Origin of the sequence: Mesorhizobium qingshengii (assembly GCF_027563465.1) — a bacterium.
Classification (GTDB): Bacteria; Pseudomonadota; Alphaproteobacteria; order Rhizobiales; family Rhizobiaceae; genus Mesorhizobium; species Mesorhizobium qingshengii_A.
Map to the genome: position 1 here is coordinate 89,345 of NZ_JAPFQA010000016.1, position 16,441 is coordinate 105,785.

The window sequence follows — 16,441 nt, forward strand, 5'->3', positions numbered from 1 at the left end:
TCTCTAGCTGTCGGCCAGTGGCGACCTCGAAATGGTTCGTATCGCCCCTTCATCGAGAATGGTGATACGGTTGCCGCTGAGCCGGATAAGCTTTTCGTGTTTCCAGGATTGAAGTTGAACGTTGATCCTCGGCCGGCTGGCGTTGATCATCTGACCGATCAGGCTTTGCGATATGGCGCGGTCGATGACAACGCCATCGCCGACACGTCGGCCATGCGTCTCGCTCATGGAAACCAGCAAGCGAGCGAGCCTCGTCTCCAGGGAGTGGATTGACAGGCCCTCGGCGAACAGCAGCGATTGCTGAAGCCGCCGGCAGATCGTTTCGAGAAGCCCCTTTGTAAAGGCCGGATTGGTCAGCAGCCCTTCGAAGATCGGCTTGTCGAGTGCAAGGAGATGCGTCTTGCGACTGGCAATACAGTTGGTCAGCCGCCTCGAATTCGAAAGCAACTCCATTTCGCCGATCGTATCGCCTACCCGCAATTCGGCAACGATCACTTCCTTGCCGTCTTCCGAGTTGAAGGAAACATTGACGCTTCCGGATGTAATGATCGAGAGCTGGTTGCATGGGTCGCCCGGCTGGAAAATCACCTGACCTGGTTCATAACGGTATTCGTGGGCAGTTAGCGCGATTTCCGTTAGCTGGCTCTGATCGAAGTCCCCAAAGATATTGGCCGATAGAAGCCCTGAGATCCGAACCGCATTCTTCGCGCTATACGACATGTATGCCCGACCTATGTCCGCGAGACTTAACTTTAGACAACATAAATATACATAGGGATTTTAGTATTGAAAAAGAATATTTCGGTGTCACCTAGGGTACAGTTAAATAATATAACCTAGAATACCTTGCTCTTGTGCAAGCCAGATTGTGCAATCTCTGATTGCGACGGATTGCACCCAAAGTGACCGGACTGGCTGCATCGGCCACCGGTGACACCGCGGTCGAACCCAACAGCGAGGAGCTACCAGAATGAGATTCTTGATGGGCACCATGGTCAATGCCAAGGTGGAGGCCGGGCAGCCTTATTCGCTGACCGTCCTTAACCAGAACAGCAAATTCCAGCAGTTTGCCCTTTTCCAGACGATCCCGGACATCGTCGGGCCCTCGGTCAATCCGGTGTCTTTGGCGTGGATGCTCGGCGGGGCGGCGCCCGGCAGCATCACCAATCCGAGCCAGTCGGTATTTTCCTGGGAAATCAACTACCAGGTCAACACGGGCTACATCCAGGATCAGGGAACAACCACCAACCCCCGACGCTTCACCACGGCGTCAAACGCCGATGTGATGATCAACACCCAGAATTCGATTGGCGTTACGTATCTGGGACCGTTCCCCTACGGTGCGCCGGCCTTTCCGGCCGGTCCAACGAACGGCAAGGCGGGCCTGATCAGCGTGCAGTCGGATGCCACGATCCCGACGGCAATCGTTCAGGCGAGCCAGTCTGTCAGCGTCAATGTCGGTATCGCGATGAATGCCAAGCCGACCATCGCCGTGCAGGCGCTGCCCAACCTGCTGTACCAGTTCACGCCGAAGCCGACGTACTACATCATTGCCGGCTCCTTTGTTCAGGGCCAGGTTATCGACACGGCCACCTCGTCCAACGCCTTCCAGGTGGTCTTCCAGGGCGTGACCGACCGTACGGTGGTATTCACCGAACAGAACCAGTTCCAGGACAACTGATTTGGCGCAAGCGTCGCCGGCCAGCCAGCCGGCGACGCTTCTGGTCGGCCTTTGTCGCCTGTGGATAGGGTGAGCAGCAGTTCGAGGCCCGTCCCGCGCCGAACTGGCGTTGTCTCACACCTCCTCGGGCGCGCAGCTGAATTTCAGCAGATTGCCGTGCGGATCCCGGATGTAGATTTCCTTCATGTTCCAGGGCCGCACGGTCAATGGGCTAAGCGCGTTTGACCCCGCGCGCAGAGTATTCGGCATGCCGCGCGCGGGATCGGCGGCAGGCGTTGTCATTTCAGGCGCCCTCGACGACGGAAAAGCCCTCGAACTGCGGGTGGCCGAGATAGTGGACCTTCGTCGTGCCGACATTTCTGTGGGCGGCGCGGAAATTCTCCGACCTGGTCCAGGCGACGAAATCATCGTGGCTCGCCCACACCGTGTGCGAAGCAAACAGCGTGTAGCCTTCGGTCTCGTTGACCGGGCCGCGCAGCAGATGGAATTCCTGGAAGCCCTTCATCTCCGAAAGGCTGGAATCACGATTCTTCCAGACGGCTTCGAAATCGTCTTCCGAGCCGTTCTGCACCTTGAAGCGGTTCATGGCGATGTACATCGGGTTCCTTTCAGCGGGTTTTGCACTTTGACGATTGATTGATGGCTTGAAACGGTGAGGTGGAGGCTGTCAAAACGGACCGATCGGCGCTTTGAATCGCCAGCTCGATAGCCCGGTCGCCGACGGAATGGGAGGAAAGGGCGCTTGCTGGCGCACAAGCTCCAAGGCGAATTTGTCGAGCTCCGGAGAGCCCGAGCTCTTGGCAAGTTGCAGGTCACTGATGTTTCCGTTGGCCAGCACCACAAACGCCACCATGGCGTTGTTGCGGGCCTTCGTTTGCGCCGCTTTCGAAACGCGGCGGTTGGCGCGGGCCAACTTGCTGGCCACCTCGCCGCTATAGCGGGACGCCGCCGCGTTGCCGGCATCGGTTTGTTTTCTGCCTTTGCTGGCAATTGCAGCCTTGATTTCGTGGCCATCCGCCGTGCCGCGCTTTTCATATGATTCACTTGCAGTTGCAGGGGCAACCGCCGGACCCGACCTGGCGCTGGAGATAGGCGGCTGCTCTGGAACCGGGGCAGGCGCCTCGGTGCTTTCGGCCTGAGCAGTTGGCTGTGTCGGCGCCTCAGTCTTGGGAGCCACGCTCTGGCTATCGGGACGTTGGGCGCCAGCCACCAATATGTGCGGCGTGACCGCTGACTGCTTGACAGGTTCCGGCAAAGGCTCGTGAAGTCCCTTCACAGCTTCCTCCATGGGCCGCGAAGGTTCTGTCGGTGGCACCGGCCTGGCCGCCCTTGCCGGCTCTGGTCTGGTGGGCTGCGGGGCGGGCACCAGGGTAACATTCATTGCCGCCGTGTCCCGATCCAGCGCGCTGCCGACCACATTGGCGCCCGCCTGATCGCTGCCTTCCGACTGCATGGCTTCCTGGAAATCGAATGTCCCCGACGGCGAGATCAGGAAAGCCGCCGCCACCGCGGCATGGAGCAGGCCGGAGATGACGATCGCCATCGCCCACTTGCCGTTGCCAGCTTGCGGTCGCGTCTGGGCAAGCGGCTTGGCCGGCGCTATCGCCAGCTCGCCGCCGGCGTCGGGGAGGGGACTGATTTCCTGCATGTCGCGGGCCGGAAACTGCAGCGACCCGTGCGGAATTGTCAAATCAAGATCGCTTGGTCCAAACGACAACGCATGGGGGCCGGCCAGAGGCCAGGCCACGGTGTTTCGCGTGAGTGCCGGGTGCAATCCCACTGCTTCAGACGCCGAAAGCGATGCCGGTCCTGGTGCCCGTCTTCAGCTTGCGCATGCAGGCGTTCGGTTCGACGCCGGTGCCGGCGCATTCCGTCGCGCTGTTGATCAGAACGCGACTGACCTTGGTGCAGTCCGTGCCGGCCAGATCGAAGCGCGTCACCTTGGTCTTGCCCGCCGGCAGCTCCTTGAAGTCAAGCACGGTCAGCCGGTCGACGACGCCGGCTTCGTTGAACAGGGCGATCTCGAATGCGGCCTTGGAGAGGTCGGCGCCAAGATTGTTGTTGACCAGGAAGGTCAGCCGGCAACCCTTTTCGGAAGGTTGCGCGCCATTGAGTTCGAGGGCCAGCGCGGGGGCCGGCGCGGGTTCTTGTGCCCGCGCCGGAACCATCGCCAGCGACATCGCGAGCGTCGAGGTCAGGAGACGAAGCGATGTCGTCAAGCCCGTCATGGCCGTCAGCCTCCAAAACGCATGGTCGCCGCTAGCTTCAGCGTTATGCCCGGTTCATAGACCGCGACCGTCGTGCTGCCGTTCAAGGGGTTGGCGTATTTGACATCGAACAGATTATCGGCGCGGAAATCGACCTTCAGATTGTCGGTCGCCTCATAGCTGGCGAAGGCATTGACCAGCGTGTAGTCCCTGGCCACCGCATTGCCCTTCGGCTTGCCATTGTACTGCACCTCGCCGCCGACGGTCAGCTTGTCCTCGAGGAAGCGCAGTCCGAGCTGCGCCGTAACCTGCGAGGATGGGATGGTGGCGAGGTCTGCTCGAATGCCGTCGTAGGAAATGGTGTGGCCGTTGGTGATCGAGGCCGAGAGGCCGGCATAGCCCCATCCGGCGTCATAAACCCCTTCCAGTTCAAAGCCGTTGATCTTGGCCTTGGCGAAGTTCTGGTATTGGTAGCAGATCGGGATGTAGCCGGGGTTGTTCATCAATTGATCCCAATCGACCGGGCAGGCGCTTGTCGGGTCGCTGAACGAAGCTCCGAAGGATGCACCCTCGATGTAGTCGTCCACATCGTTGTTGAAATAAGCCGCCTTGATGCGGAGCGCGTCACCGGCTTCGAGGATGTCGTTCTGCTTGTAGTTGACGCCGAATTCGACTGTCTTACCGGTCTCGGGCCTCAGGTTGGGATTGGGCAGGAACGGGAAAGTGACGCCGGTCGGATGGTTGCCGCTGATCAGCGTTTCCGTCAGCGAAGGCGAGCGATAGCCTTCCGCATAGGTGCCGTAGAACTGAAGGCCCGCAAGGCTGGCGCTTTCGAACGGCGAGACGCCGACGGTGATCCGTGGCGACAGCCGGTCACCCGATGTCTCGTGGGTGCTGTCCTTGAGGCTATAGCTGTCATAACGCAGCCCGGCGATGATCTCGAGCCAGTCCCAGGTGAGCTTGTCCTGGACATAGGCGCCGGACACGTTTCGCTTGCCCGAAGGGGTGTAGAAACTATCGCCGCCCGCGGTGCCGCCAGTCTCGACGTCATCATTCACCCAGTCGCCGCCATAGGTCAGTTCGTGCGCGACGCCGCCAGTTTCGAATCTCGACGTGTTCCAGATATCGATCGCTGCCGTACCGACGTCGAAGGTCGATGTCGAACCCGCCGGGAGGATTATGGAATCACCGGTGGTCGGATCGAACCGGTTGAGCGGGACGAGGCTGGTCAGATCCAGATTGGTCTTGTTGTAGGAGGTGTTGATGTGGAGATCGAGCCAGCTCTTGTCTTCATCCGTGATGTTGTAGCGGGCTGTGAAGGTGTTCGACTTCAGGTCTGCATCATTGATCGGAACACCACTGCTGATCTCGCGCCAGCCGTCGCTTGAACCGACCCAGCCGAGCTTCAATTCGCTGTTGTCGGTCGGGCGGATGGTGGTCTTGAGCAGGCCGCTCAGCACGTCGAAACCGGTGCCCTTGACGGTGTCGCCGCCGCCATCCTTGTAGTCGTCATAGTTGCGGTAGACGATGTTGCCCAAGACGTCCCAGTTCTCATTGAAGCGGTAGGCGCCGGATGCGCTGGTGGTCCAGCCCTTGCCGTTGCTTTCGTAACGTCCGGTGACCGAAGCCCCCCATGTTTCTTCCGGCTTGAGGAAGTCCTCGGCGTCCTTTGTATCGAAGAAGACGACGCCGCCTATAGCGCCCGAACCATAGGTGTTGGCGACGGGACCCCGGATCACGTCGACGGATTTGACGAGTTCGGGGTCGATATAGAAGGTCGACTGCGTGCCGTGGTCGGAGCGCTGGAAGTTCTGGCGCGCGCCGTCGACGATGATCGCGACGCGGCCGAAATCCTGCAAGCCGCGGATGTTGATGCTGGTGCTGACGCGCCTGGCGTCGGCCTGCGCGGCGATACCCGGCACCCCCAGCAGCATCTCGTTGGGCGTCGTCGCCATGCGGCGGTCGAGCTGTTCCTGGCCGACATGGCTGGCCGAGGCCAACGATTCGATCGCCGTTTCGCCGGTGCGGCTGAGTACCAGGATCTTGTCGAGCAGGGTGGCGCCCGCGGGCGCTGCTTTTTCCTGGTCAGCCTTCTTCGATTGATCCGTCTGCTTGCCCGCCGGCTGCGTTGCCTGTTGGGCGTGGGCTGATGGCGCGGACAAGGCGATCGCCGCCACGCTTGCCAACAAAGCCGCTATTTCGTTCGCTGCCGACCGGCCGCGCCATTCCCAGTTCACCAACCCCACGCCCCAACTCCAAATCCAGGTTCGATGCTGGCTGGCCCGGGGCTGGCTGGCATTTTTCATCGTGTCCGGCGTCTTAAATGTTGACTCATTTGCTCCGGTATTGCACTGACTAGTAAACATGATTATTCGAGTCAAGAAATGAATCGGAATTTATGCAGCGCCTAGCCAGATGCCCGGCACAGGAAAGGGATCGACCCAGATGAACACGCACAATCCCAATGACTTTCGCTATCGCGTCCGCCGTTCCGACGATGCCTCCGCCCGCTTCGATCGGGTTCCGCTGGCGGTGCGAACGCTCTCCAGCAACACCCTGTTCCAGGGCGAGCACGAGATCGGCATCGAACATCACGGCGCGCTCTACCGGCTGAAGATCACCCGCCAAGGCAAGCTCATTCTCAACAAGTAAGGCATGGCAGTAGGGACGAGACATGGACCAGCGCGTAAAACCCGCCCCGCATGAAATCCGGCGGGCACGGACAGAGAATCCGAAGGCGCGCGAGCGTGACCTGGCCGCGCAACTCGGCATTTCGGAAGCCGAACTGGTCGCCGCGCATTGCGGCGACGGCGTCGTCCGTATCGAGCCGCGTGTCAACGATCTGCTGACCGGCCTCGAGGCCGTCGGCGAGGTCATGGCGCTGACCCGCAACGAAAGCGCGGTGCACGAGAAGATCGGCGTCTACGACAAGGTCATCACCGGTAACCACAGTGCCATGGTGCTTGGCGAGAACATCGACCTGCGCATCTTCCCGAAAGTCTGGGCGCATGGTTTTGCCGTGGAAAAGCGCGATGGCGACAAGATACGCCGCAGCCTGCAGTTCTTCGACGCGGCCGGCGAGGCGATGCACAAGGTGCATCTGCGACCGGCTTCCAGCCTCTATGCCTATCAGAAGCTGGTGGCGGCGCTCGAATCGTCGAACCAGGAGCCGACGGTCGACATTTCAGGGCCAACCTCCGACGACGAGATCCATGGTGGCGAAACGACCGCCAATCTCAACGATCTGCGCGACCGCTGGAGCCGGTTGACCGACGTGCACCAGTTCTTCGGCATGCTGAAGACGCTGAAGCTCAGCCGCCGCCAGGCAGTGCGCATGGTCGGCCAGGATTATGCCTGGCTGCTCGACAATGACGCCGTCAGGGCCATGTTCCATCATGCCGCCGGGGGCGAAATGCCAATCATGTGCTTTGTCGGCAATCGCGGCTGCATCCAGATCCATTCCGGACCGGTCAAATCCATCAAGCCGATGGGGCCATGGATCAACGTGCTGGACGAGACCTTCCACCTGCATCTGCGAACCGACCACATCCACGAAGTGTGGGCGGTGCGCAAGCCGACCAAGGACGGTCATGTCACTTCGCTCGAAGTCTATGCCGCCGACGGCAAGATGATCATCCAGTTCTTCGGCAAGCGTCACGAAGGCGAAAGCGAGCGCGACGACTGGCGGTTCCTGGCGGAGAACCTGCCGCGCATCCCAAGTCCGACCGCGGCCTGAGGAGAACGACAATGAGTTGCTTTTCCAGGATCGTGGTCGGGCCGGCGATCGGCCTTTCCCTGGCTTTTGCCGCGCTGCTGCCATCCAATGCCAGCGAAGGCACGGTCGTGTTTGCCGATCCGTCGAGGATCGCGGCGATTGGCGGCTCGATCACGGAGATCGTCTATGCGCTCGGCGAGGAGAAGCATCTGGTGGCTCGCGATTCCACCAGCAACTATCCGAAAGCGGCGCTCGATCTGCCTGACGTCGGCTACATGCGCCAGTTGTCGCCGGAGGGTGTCCTGTCAGTCAATCCGACCGCCATCCTGGCGCTGCACGGCAGCGGCCCCAGGGAAGCCGTCGATGTGCTGAAGAAGACGAGCATCCCGTTCATCGAAGTGCCCGAGCACTATAGCCACGAAGGCATCATCGAGAAGGTCCGCATCGTCGGCAAGGCGCTCGGCGTCGATGCCAAGGCTGAAGTGCTGGCCAAGGCGCTTGATGCCAAGCTCACCGCCGCCGAACAGCAGACGGCCTCGATCAAGGAGCGCAAGCGCATCCTGTTCGTGTTGTCGATGCAGGGCGGCAAGATCCTGGCCGCCGGCAGGGAGACCGCCGCCGACGGCATCGTCAAGCTGGCGGGCGGCGTCAATGCCGTCGAGGGCTTTTCCGGCTACAAGCAGATGTCCGACGAGGCGATCATCACCGCCGGTCCGGATGTGATCCTGATGATGAACAATGCCGGACCCCCGGTACCGGACGACGAACTGTTCGCCAATCCGTCGATCGCCTCGACGCCGGCGGGTGCCGCACGCAAGCTGATCCGCATGGATGGCGCCTATCTGCTCGGCTTCGGGCCGCGCACGGCCGACGCCATCCACGACCTCGCCGTCTCGCTCTATGGCGCGCAGGTCAAGGACTGAGCGGGCGGATCATGGTCGATCAATCGATCGCCGGCCCGGCGAAGGCGATGACGAGTGCATCCGAAGGCGACCGCTCGGCGCGCGCCCGCATCGTCATCCTGCTTTTGTGCCTGGGGCTCGTCATCGCCGCATTGCTGTCGCTGACGTCTGGAGCGTCGGACGCGTCGGCCCTCAACGTTATCAGGGACGGGCTGTTTGGCGCGATGCCGGGTGATGCCGCGTTGAGCGCCCGCGACAGCCTGATCGTCTACGACATCCGCCTGCCGCGCGTCATTCTCGGCATGCTGGTCGGGGCAGCACTTGCGGTTTCCGGCGCCGTCATGCAGGGGCTTTTCCGCAATCCGCTCGCCGACCCTGGCCTGGTCGGCGTGTCGGCGGGTTCGAGCCTTGGCGCCGTCGCCGTGATCGTGCTCGGTGGGACAATGCTGGCACCGCTGACGGCCCCGCTCGGCACGCTCGCGCTGCCTCTGGCGGCTTTTTGCGGCGGCCTTGCCACGACATTGGTGCTTTATCAGGTTGCCACGCGGCAGGGCCGCACCTCGGTTGCCACCATGCTGCTTGCCGGCATCGCGCTGGCGGCGCTCGCCATGGCGCTGACCGGCATCCTGATCTTCATGGCGGACGACCGCCAGTTGCGCGACCTGACCTTCTGGCAACTCGGATCGCTCGGTGGCGCGACTTGGGCGAAGATCGCTTCGGTCGGGCCGGTTATCATGCTTGCGTTGGTGGCGATGCCATTCCTGGCGCGGGGGCTCAACGCGCTGGCGCTGGGCGAGGCGACCGCCGGCCATCTCGGCATTCCGGTGCAGCGGCTGAAATATACCGCGATCATCGGTGTTTCGGCGGCGGTCGGTGCCTCGGTCGCCGTCAGTGGCGGCATCGGCTTCGTCGGCATCGTGGTGCCGCATCTGCTGCGCTTGGCTATCGGTCCGGACAACCGCTATCTGCTGCCGGCTTCGGCGCTGCTTGGCGCCTCGCTGCTGCTTGTGGCCGACGCCGTCGCCCGCACCATCGTGGCGCCGGCCGAACTGCCGATCGGCATCGTTACCGCGATATCAGGCGCGCCCTTCTTCCTATGGATCCTGCTGCGCAAGCGCGGCGTGGTTGATTTGTGAGACTTGGGACCTGTGGGGCTGGAACCTGTGAGGCTGGGATGATCGAGACAAGGGATGTGTCGGTGGCGATCGCCGGCAAGCGTATCGTCAGCGGTGTCGACTTCGATGCGCGGCCAGGCGAAGTGGCCGCCATTGTCGGCCCCAATGGGTCCGGCAAGACCACCTTCCTCAAGGCGTTGTCCGGTGAACTCGCCTACACCGGGCGCGTCGCCCTCAACGGCCGCGATCTCTCGGCATTGAAGCCGGTCGAGATCGCCGTCCAGCGGGCCGTGTTGCCGCAGGCGACGACGCTGTCGTTCCCGTTCACGGTGCGCGAGGTTGTCAAGCTCGGCCTTGTCGGTGGCCGTTCGGGTGTCCTGCCCGGCGAGGATGCGCGGTTGCCGGAGCGGGCGCTGGCTCGCGTCGATCTCGACGGTTTTGCCGGGCGTTTCTACCAGGAGCTTTCGGGTGGCGAGCAACAGCGCGTCCAGCTTGCGCGCGTGCTGTGCCAGGTCTGGGCGCCGCTGCTCGACGGCCGGCCGCGCTATCTGTTCCTCGACGAGCCGGTTTCCAGCCTCGACATCAAGCACCAGTTGATCATCATGAACATCGCCCGTGACTTCGCCAGAAGGGGCGGCGGCGTGGTCGCCATCCTGCACGACCTCAACCTGACGGCCATGTATGCCGACCGGATCTTCGTCATGCATCGCGGCAGGCTCGCCGCGACCGGGTCGCCGCGGGAGGTGCTGAGCGATGATCTGATCGAGAAAGTGTTCGACTGCCGGCTCAAGGTCGGCGTGCTGCCGGCCGGCAATGTGCCGTTCGTATTGCCGCAATCTGCCACTTCGGTCTGTTGAGATTCAGGTGAGGCCGGCCTGCGAACGGCTGTTTCCTGCGCTTCCGGTACTCACGTACCAAAGTACGCTTCGTTCCGGTTCTCGGAACCAACCATTCCCGGCTCGGCCTGACCTGAATCTCAACAGACCTGGTCTGTGTGGTCAGGCGGCCGGGGCGCGGCGCTCCACCAGCATGTCGATGCCGAGCAGGTTGCGCACATTTGGCCGTGCCGCAACGAGATCGGCGATCGTATGGCGCGACAGCACCGCGAAGAATGCGTTCAGCGCCTCGCGCAGCGCCGAATTCAGCGCGCAACTGTCGACCAGCGGACATTCGGCGGCATCGTTCTCGAAGCATTCGGCCATGGCGAAGCTTTCCTCGGTCACGCGCACGACATCGAACAGGCTGATCGCTTCGGCGGCGCGGCCAAGCCTGACGCCGCCATTCCTGCCGCGTACGGTCTCGATCAGGCCGTGCTCGACCAGCGGCTGCAGGATCTTGAACAGGAACAGCTCCGAAACCGAATAGGCGGCTGCGATCTCCGGAATGCGGCTCAGCCGATCATTGTTGGCGGCACAGTACATCAGGATGCGCATGGCATAGTTGGTCTGGCGGGTAAGCCGCATCTTGTCCTCACAGGGCGTTGGTGCGATGCAACAACGCCAGATTTCAAAACCCTGCTGGCGCGGCTTGATCCGAAAATTTTCGGATCCGCCACGCTGGCTTGGGCGGAATATGGCCTATACCTTGGAACAATTCCAGACTGGCTGGGCATAATAGATGAATATTCTCGTCAACTTTGTGTGCGCAACGGGCAAGACGCCGGGCGAAATCGGCCGCCACGAGCATTTCGCCTGATGAAACACTAAATAGGCCCGAGATCGACGAGGAGCGGCTCATCCATGTCTCAATCCGCCTCTTCCCTGGCGCCCGTGCGTTTCGATGCCGACGCGGATGCCAAGCTTTCCGCGCTGCGGTGGACAAAATTCGTCGCCACGGCCGCACTGGCGCTTTGCGTGGTGGTGTTTGCGCTCGCCAAGTCGTTCGAGAGCATCTATCCGTGGCTGGGGTTCGTCGCTGCCTTTGCCGAGGCGGCGACCATCGGTGGCCTCGCCGACTGGTACGCGGTGGTGGCGTTGTTCAGGCGACCGCTCGGACTGCCCATCCCGCATACCGCAATCATCCCCGAGAACCAGAACCGCATCGCCGACAATCTCGGCCGCTTCATCGAGGTCAATTTCCTGGCGCCGGAACCGGTGCGCGAAAAGCTTGCCGAGGTCGATTTCTCGGCGCTCGTCGCCGACTGGCTGGCCGATGCCGAGCGCGCCGCCGGCCTGTCGCGCTTCGTCGTGCGGCTGGTGCCGCAGACGCTTGCCGCGATAGAGCAATCCGGCCTGCGTGGTTTCGTCACAAACCGCATGTTGGAGCAGATCGAGAAAGTGCCACTGGCACCGCTGGCCGCCGAGCTGTTGTCGGCACTCACCAACGACCGCCGCCACCAGAAACTGTTCGATGAGTTCATCAAGGTGATCGGCCGGTTCCTCAACGACGAACAGGCGCTGGCGACGATGCGCGAGAAGATCCGCGAGGAACTGCCGTCGCTGTTCAACCTGTTTCGCGCCGACGCCTATCTGTTGAAGAAGATCGTCGCCTCGGCCGGCTCGCTGCTCGACGAGGTGCGGGCCGATCCCGACCACCCGATGCGTGCCGAATTCGATCGCTTCGCCCAAAGCTTCGTCGAGCGGCTGCGCACGTCCAGGCAATACGCCAGGCGTGCCGAGAAGATGAAGCGCGATTTTCTCGCCAGGCCCGAAGTCAGGGCGCTGGCCGGCGACATGTGGGCAAGCCTCAGCCAGTTCATCGAGCAGGATGCCAAGGCGCCGAATTCGGTGATCCGCGCGCATCTTGCCAGCATGTTCGTCGAGGTGGGGCGGCATCTCGCAGGCGATGCGCAGATCCGGGCCGACATGAACCAGGGGTTTGTGGTGGCTCTCTCGTCGTTCGTGGAGAGCCAGAAGAGCAGCGTGTCGAAATTCATCGCCGACCAGGTCAAGCGCTGGGACCTTGCCCAGCTGACGCGGCTGATCGAGATGAACATCGGCAGGGACCTGCAATATATCCGCTTCAACGGCATGATCATCGGCGGGCTTGCGGGTGTCGTGCTTTACGTCGCCGAGCGGCTGTTCCTCGCCGGCTGACGCCCGTTTCGGGCCTGTGCCGATTCCGCCAGGCGCGAATGGACACGCGGTGCTTCGGTGTTATTCTCGTCGGGGAGCCCAATCGGCGGCGACAGGGGAGAAGACAATCATGGCAAAACAACCGGAATCCGATTCCTTCATGGACATGTTCGGCAGGTTCGGCCGCGACCTGAAGGTGCCCAATGTCGATGTCGAGGCGATCCTCGCGCATCACCGCAAGAACCTCGAGGCGCTGGAGAAATCGGCGCGAGCCGGCGCCGCCGGCGCATCCTCGCTGTTGTCCAGGCAACGCGAAATGCTGCAGGACACGCTGCGTGAGGTCGTCGACATGGCGCAGGACTACAAAGTGCCGGGCAATCCGCAGGAACTGATGGCCAAACAGACGGAATTCGCCCGCAAATCCTTCGAGGCCGCGTTGAAGAACGCCGGCGAAGTGGCTGAACTGGTCAAGAAATCCGGCACCGAATCGGTCGATATCCTGCGCACGCGCATCAAGGAGGCGATGGAGGAAATCCGCGCCGGCTACGAGAAGAAGTAGCGTTTCCTGTCCAAGACTGGTTGTTGCTGGCGACAGTCTTGAAAGCCAAGGATTCCCGATTTGACCTGCCGTTGCACCGGGAGGCATGCGACGGTTGCGGCCGGATTCGGCGGAACGGATTCACGCAGGGCGAATTGACAGAGGCCGCCAGTTCGTGGTCCGGAGGCGTTGGAAGCGATCGGGAAATCAGGAATGACTGAAATACGGCCCAAGACGCCGCCGACCTATGAGCAGTTGAGGACGATGGCCGGGCAGGAACTCGGCGTGTCGGAATGGACAACGGTCGATCAGAACCGCATCGACCAGTTCGCCGAATGCACCGGCGACCATCAATGGATACATGTCGATCCCGAGAGGGCGCGGCGGCAAAGCCCGTTCCGCACGACGATCGCGCATGGCTACCTGACGCTGTCGATCATCGGCGCGCTGGCGCTGGGCATGGGGATCGTGCCGGAGAATACGCAGGCCGCCTTCAACTATGGCTTCGACAAGGTGCGGTTCCTGGCGCCGGTCAAGGTCGGCGCGCGCATCAGGCTGCGCATCACCCTGCTTTCCATGGAGGACAGGGGTCCCGGCCAATATCTGATGAAGGCGGCCAACACGGTCGAGATCGAAGGCGAGGAAAAGCCAGCGCTGACGGCTGAAACGCTGGTCATGCTCTACGAGCGCCGCAAGCGGGCAGGGGCCTGAGCGGCGTTCAACGATATTCCGCTTTGATCGCCTGCCGCCAAACAGGTCGCACGTCACGAAACTGTGGGTTCCGCGCGACCAACGGCGCGGGCCGAGAGCAGCGCGAGGAACAGCGCCACCAGTGCCAGCGCCGTTGCCGTCTGGAAGGTTACCTGCATCCCATGGGCGGCTGCCGCAGAACTCAGGATATCCTGTCCAGTGCCTGGCTGCCCGCCGGCCGATGCGATGGCGAATATGGCGCCCATCAATGACGCGCCGGTGATGAGGCCGAGATTGCGCGAAAGATTGAGCAGGCCGGAGACGACGCCGCGCGCGCCGGCGCCGACACCGCTCATGACGGCCGCGTTGTTGGACGTCTGGAACAAGGCGTAGCCGAAGCAGGTGACGATGATCGGAACGACATAGCTGGCAATGCCGAGCTTGGTCACGGCGAGCGACAGCAGGAACGTGCCGATGGCGAGGCCGAGCAGGCCGATAACCATCATCCTGTGGGCTCCGAAGCGATCGGCAAGGCGACCTGCCGCCAGCGCCGAGAGGGTCGAAACCAGAGGGCCGGTCGAAAGCACGAGGCCGACCATCGCGGCATCCAGGCCGAGGCCGCGGGACAGGTAGAAGGGGGCAACCACCAGGGTCGCCATCATCACGGTCGCGACGATGAGGCTCATGGCCAGGCTGGCGCTCAGTTGGAGGTCGCGGAAGCTGGCAAGCTGGATCAACGGGTTTTTCACTTTCGTCTGCACCCTGGCGAACAGCATGACGCCGATGCCGGCCGCGACCAGCAGGCCGATGTTGAGGGCGCCGAAATTGCCTCTGCCAAGCGTCATGGCCAGCGCATAGGCGGCCAGCGTCAGGGCCAGCAGGGCGGTGCCTGTCGCATCGAACTTGCCCCGGTCGGCCAGTGCCGTCTTGCCGCGGGCCGGCAAGGCGCGATAGGCGAGAACGAAGGTCAGCACGCCCAAAGGGACATTGACGAGGAAAATCGCGCGCCAGCCGAGACCGGCGATCAGAAGACCGCCGAGCGACGGGCCAAGCGTCGTGCCGATCGCCGACATGGCACCGAGCAGGCCCATGGCGCTGCCGGTTCTGGCCTTGGTCACGGTTTCAGCGACAAAGGCCAGCGTCAGCGCCATCATCAGCGCCGCGCCAAGCCCTTGCATGGCGCGCGCGGCGATCAGCAACCAGAGCGTCGGCGCCAGGCCGCAGAGCACCGATGCCGACGTGAACAGCGCGATGCCGCCAAGCAGCAGAGGCCGGCGCCCGAACATATCGGCCAACCGTCCGGCGCTGACGATCAATGTGGTGATGGCGAGCAGGTAGGCGAGAACAACCCATTGCACGGACTGGAACGACGCCCCGAACGTCTGCATCAGCGAGGGAAGGCCGACACTGGCAATGCTGGTTCCCAGCGACGACAGCAGCGTGGCGAGCGACAGGCTTGCCAGCGCCCAGCCGGTGGATTGGGTCTGTTGCGGCGCCGAAACGCGCCCGTCCAGAGTTTGCTCAACGATTGCCACGGCGATCTCCATTCCATCGGCCCCGGAACCGGAGCTATCGGAGATCTAGTTCCTTGGCGGATATGGCGGAAGGCGCAGCCTTTGCATCTTATTCATGCATGAAACGCCACATCACGATGGATCCATGCTACGATCCCGTCATGTCATCACCTGATCTCAATCTGCTTGTCGCCCTGGATGTCCTGCTGACGGAAGGCAGCGTGGCGCGCGCCGCCAATCGCCTTCGCCTCAGCCCCTCGGCGATGAGCCGGACGCTGGCACGGTTGCGTGAGACAACAGGCGATCCGCTGCTGGTCCGTGCCGGTCGCGGCCTTGTTCCGACGCCGCGCGCGCAGGAATTGCGGCAGCAGGCCGGTCGTGTCGTTCAAGATGCGGAAGCACTCCTGCGTCCAGCCAAGCTTCTCAATCTCTCAAGCCTCGACAGGACGTTCACGTTGCGCACCAATGAGAGCTTCGTCGAGGAGTTCGCGCCGCGTCTTGTCGCCCGCATCGAAGCCGAGGCGCCGCTCGTGCGGCTGCGTTTCGCGCCGAAGTTCGACAAGGATGTCACGTCGCTGCGCGAGGCGGCGATCGATCTGGAAATCGGCGTCGCCGGTGAAACCGGACCCGAGATGCGCATTCAGGCGCTGTTTCGCGACCGCTTCATCGGCGCCGTTCGATCTGGCCATCCCCTGAGCGAGGGCATCGTGACGCCGGAGCGCTACGCGGCCGGCCGCCACATCAGTGTTTCGCGGCGTGGCCGCGAGAAAGGGCCGATCGATGAAGCCCTGGAACGGCTTGGACTCCAGCGGACAATCGTGTGCATGGTGTCAGGCTTTTCGGCCACGCTTGCCATGGCGCGCGCATCCGACCTGATCGCCAGCGTGCCCGAGCGGCACACCGAAGGCGCGCGTGCCGGCATGCACAGCTTTCCGCTGCCGGTCGCCACGGTCGAGGTCACCATCTCCATGCTCTGGCATCCGCGCTTCGATGCCGATCCGGCGCAACGCTGGCTGCGCGACTGCGTGCGGGAGGTCTGTGCGGCTTCTCGCTGACTGACGACCG

At 62.6% G+C, this 16,441-nt stretch carries 18 protein-coding genes; 10 read left to right on the forward strand and 8 right to left on the reverse strand.

Annotation, left to right across the window (positions count from 1 at the left end; translation table 11 throughout):
* Positions 1–3: 3 nt before the first annotated feature.
* On the reverse strand, positions 4–720 hold the full coding sequence (locus OOJ09_RS26030; protein ID WP_269907935.1) for a Crp/Fnr family transcriptional regulator: 717 nt from the start codon (positions 718–720) through the stop codon (positions 4–6).
* Positions 721–982: 262 nt separating this feature from the next.
* Here OOJ09_RS26030 and OOJ09_RS26035 point away from each other — a divergent pair, with 262 nt between their 5' ends.
* The gene (locus OOJ09_RS26035; RefSeq protein ID WP_269907936.1) at positions 983–1,681 is read left to right on the forward strand and encodes a hypothetical protein; all 699 of its coding nucleotides are present in this window, start codon (positions 983–985) and stop codon (positions 1,679–1,681) included.
* A 114-nt stretch (positions 1,682–1,795) separates the two neighbouring features.
* Here the strand turns inward: OOJ09_RS26035 and OOJ09_RS26040 are convergent, their stop codons facing one another.
* The 5 genes from OOJ09_RS26040 to OOJ09_RS26060 form a co-directional block, all read right to left on the reverse strand.
* Entirely contained in the window at positions 1,796–1,963 is a 168-nt protein-coding gene (locus tag OOJ09_RS26040) for a hypothetical protein (protein WP_420107546.1), read from the reverse strand.
* 1 nt (position 1,964) lies between these two features.
* Positions 1,965–2,279: an antibiotic biosynthesis monooxygenase family protein gene (locus OOJ09_RS26045; RefSeq protein WP_269907937.1), complete on the reverse strand. Its 315-nt coding sequence runs from the start codon at positions 2,277–2,279 to the stop codon at positions 1,965–1,967.
* 69 nt (positions 2,280–2,348) lie between these two features.
* Positions 2,349–3,224 (reverse strand): TonB family protein, encoded by an 876-nt coding sequence (locus OOJ09_RS26050; protein ID WP_269907938.1) that lies wholly within the window; start codon positions 3,222–3,224, stop codon positions 2,349–2,351.
* Between the two features lie 241 nt (positions 3,225–3,465).
* Positions 3,466–3,909, reverse strand: a complete 444-nt coding sequence (locus tag OOJ09_RS26055) for a hypothetical protein (protein ID WP_269907939.1) — start codon at positions 3,907–3,909, stop codon at positions 3,466–3,468.
* 5 nt (positions 3,910–3,914) lie between these two features.
* Positions 3,915–6,134, reverse strand: coding sequence for a TonB-dependent hemoglobin/transferrin/lactoferrin family receptor (locus tag OOJ09_RS26060; RefSeq protein WP_269907940.1), 2,220 nt, complete (start codon positions 6,132–6,134; stop codon positions 3,915–3,917).
* A gap of 199 nt (positions 6,135–6,333) precedes the next feature.
* On the opposite strand from OOJ09_RS26060, the gene hemP reads away from it, so the two are divergent.
* From hemP to OOJ09_RS26085, 5 genes are read left to right on the forward strand one after another with little or no spacing between them, the layout of a single operon-like run.
* Positions 6,334–6,540, forward strand: a complete 207-nt coding sequence (gene hemP, locus OOJ09_RS26065; protein ID WP_023757683.1) for a hemin uptake protein HemP — start codon at positions 6,334–6,336, stop codon at positions 6,538–6,540.
* 22 nt (positions 6,541–6,562) lie between these two features.
* A complete protein-coding gene (locus tag OOJ09_RS26070) occupies positions 6,563–7,624 on the forward strand; it encodes a hemin-degrading factor (RefSeq protein WP_269907941.1) in 1,062 nt (353 codons plus the stop codon).
* Between the two features lie 11 nt (positions 7,625–7,635).
* Complete coding sequence (locus OOJ09_RS26075; protein WP_269907942.1) at positions 7,636–8,526, forward strand: heme/hemin ABC transporter substrate-binding protein; 891 nt, start codon at positions 7,636–7,638, stop codon at positions 8,524–8,526.
* An 11-nt stretch (positions 8,527–8,537) separates the two neighbouring features.
* Complete coding sequence (locus tag OOJ09_RS26080) at positions 8,538–9,641, forward strand: FecCD family ABC transporter permease (protein ID WP_269907943.1); 1,104 nt, start codon at positions 8,538–8,540, stop codon at positions 9,639–9,641.
* Between the two features lie 38 nt (positions 9,642–9,679).
* Positions 9,680–10,477 (forward strand): heme ABC transporter ATP-binding protein, encoded by a 798-nt coding sequence (locus OOJ09_RS26085; protein ID WP_269907944.1) that lies wholly within the window; start codon positions 9,680–9,682, stop codon positions 10,475–10,477.
* 141 nt (positions 10,478–10,618) lie between these two features.
* On the opposite strand, the gene rirA is transcribed toward OOJ09_RS26085, so the two are convergent.
* A complete protein-coding gene (gene rirA, locus OOJ09_RS26090) occupies positions 10,619–11,083 on the reverse strand; it encodes an iron-responsive transcriptional regulator RirA (RefSeq protein ID WP_269907945.1) in 465 nt (154 codons plus the stop codon).
* 276 nt (positions 11,084–11,359) lie between these two features.
* On the opposite strand from rirA, the gene OOJ09_RS26095 reads away from it, so the two are divergent.
* From OOJ09_RS26095 to OOJ09_RS26105, 3 genes are all read left to right on the forward strand, one after another.
* Positions 11,360–12,655, forward strand: coding sequence for a DUF445 domain-containing protein (locus OOJ09_RS26095; RefSeq protein ID WP_269907946.1), 1,296 nt, complete (start codon positions 11,360–11,362; stop codon positions 12,653–12,655).
* 109 nt (positions 12,656–12,764) lie between these two features.
* Positions 12,765–13,193 (forward strand): phasin family protein, encoded by a 429-nt coding sequence (locus OOJ09_RS26100; RefSeq protein WP_269907947.1) that lies wholly within the window; start codon positions 12,765–12,767, stop codon positions 13,191–13,193.
* 192 nt (positions 13,194–13,385) lie between these two features.
* Complete coding sequence (locus OOJ09_RS26105) at positions 13,386–13,883, forward strand: MaoC family dehydratase (RefSeq protein WP_269907948.1); 498 nt, start codon at positions 13,386–13,388, stop codon at positions 13,881–13,883.
* 53 nt (positions 13,884–13,936) lie between these two features.
* Here OOJ09_RS26105 and OOJ09_RS26110 read toward each other — a convergent pair whose 3' ends face one another.
* Complete coding sequence (locus OOJ09_RS26110) at positions 13,937–15,409, reverse strand: MFS transporter (RefSeq protein ID WP_420107547.1); 1,473 nt, start codon at positions 15,407–15,409, stop codon at positions 13,937–13,939.
* A 128-nt stretch (positions 15,410–15,537) separates the two neighbouring features.
* On the opposite strand from OOJ09_RS26110, the gene OOJ09_RS26115 reads away from it, so the two are divergent.
* On the forward strand, positions 15,538–16,431 hold the full coding sequence (locus OOJ09_RS26115) for a LysR family transcriptional regulator (protein ID WP_269907950.1): 894 nt from the start codon (positions 15,538–15,540) through the stop codon (positions 16,429–16,431).
* Positions 16,432–16,441: the final 10 nt, after the last annotated feature.

Coding starts and splice junctions, on each gene's coding strand:
- OOJ09_RS26075 (WP_269907942.1), top strand. CDS start 7,636: ATGAGTTGCTTTTCCAGGATCGTGGTCGGGCCGGCGATCGGCCTTTCC.
- OOJ09_RS26030 (WP_269907935.1), bottom strand. CDS start 720: ATGTCGTATAGCGCGAAGAATGCGGTTCGGATCTCAGGGCTTCTATCG.
- OOJ09_RS26050 (WP_269907938.1), bottom strand. CDS start 3,224: ATGGCGATCGTCATCTCCGGCCTGCTCCATGCCGCGGTGGCGGCGGCT.
- hemP (WP_023757683.1), top strand. CDS start 6,334: ATGAACACGCACAATCCCAATGACTTTCGCTATCGCGTCCGCCGTTCC.
- OOJ09_RS26080 (WP_269907943.1), top strand. CDS start 8,538: ATGGTCGATCAATCGATCGCCGGCCCGGCGAAGGCGATGACGAGTGCA.
- OOJ09_RS26110 (WP_420107547.1), bottom strand. CDS start 15,409: ATGGAGATCGCCGTGGCAATCGTTGAGCAAACTCTGGACGGGCGCGTT.
- OOJ09_RS26040 (WP_420107546.1), bottom strand. CDS start 1,963: ATGACAACGCCTGCCGCCGATCCCGCGCGCGGCATGCCGAATACTCTG.
- OOJ09_RS26035 (WP_269907936.1), top strand. CDS start 983: ATGGGCACCATGGTCAATGCCAAGGTGGAGGCCGGGCAGCCTTATTCG.
- OOJ09_RS26055 (WP_269907939.1), bottom strand. CDS start 3,909: ATGACGGGCTTGACGACATCGCTTCGTCTCCTGACCTCGACGCTCGCG.
- rirA (WP_269907945.1), bottom strand. CDS start 11,083: ATGCGGCTTACCCGCCAGACCAACTATGCCATGCGCATCCTGATGTAC.
- OOJ09_RS26105 (WP_269907948.1), top strand. CDS start 13,386: ATGACTGAAATACGGCCCAAGACGCCGCCGACCTATGAGCAGTTGAGG.
- OOJ09_RS26095 (WP_269907946.1), top strand. CDS start 11,360: ATGTCTCAATCCGCCTCTTCCCTGGCGCCCGTGCGTTTCGATGCCGAC.
- OOJ09_RS26045 (WP_269907937.1), bottom strand. CDS start 2,279: ATGTACATCGCCATGAACCGCTTCAAGGTGCAGAACGGCTCGGAAGAC.
- OOJ09_RS26100 (WP_269907947.1), top strand. CDS start 12,765: ATGGCAAAACAACCGGAATCCGATTCCTTCATGGACATGTTCGGCAGG.
- OOJ09_RS26115 (WP_269907950.1), top strand. CDS start 15,538: ATGTCATCACCTGATCTCAATCTGCTTGTCGCCCTGGATGTCCTGCTG.
- OOJ09_RS26085 (WP_269907944.1), top strand. CDS start 9,680: ATGATCGAGACAAGGGATGTGTCGGTGGCGATCGCCGGCAAGCGTATC.
- OOJ09_RS26070 (WP_269907941.1), top strand. CDS start 6,563: ATGGACCAGCGCGTAAAACCCGCCCCGCATGAAATCCGGCGGGCACGG.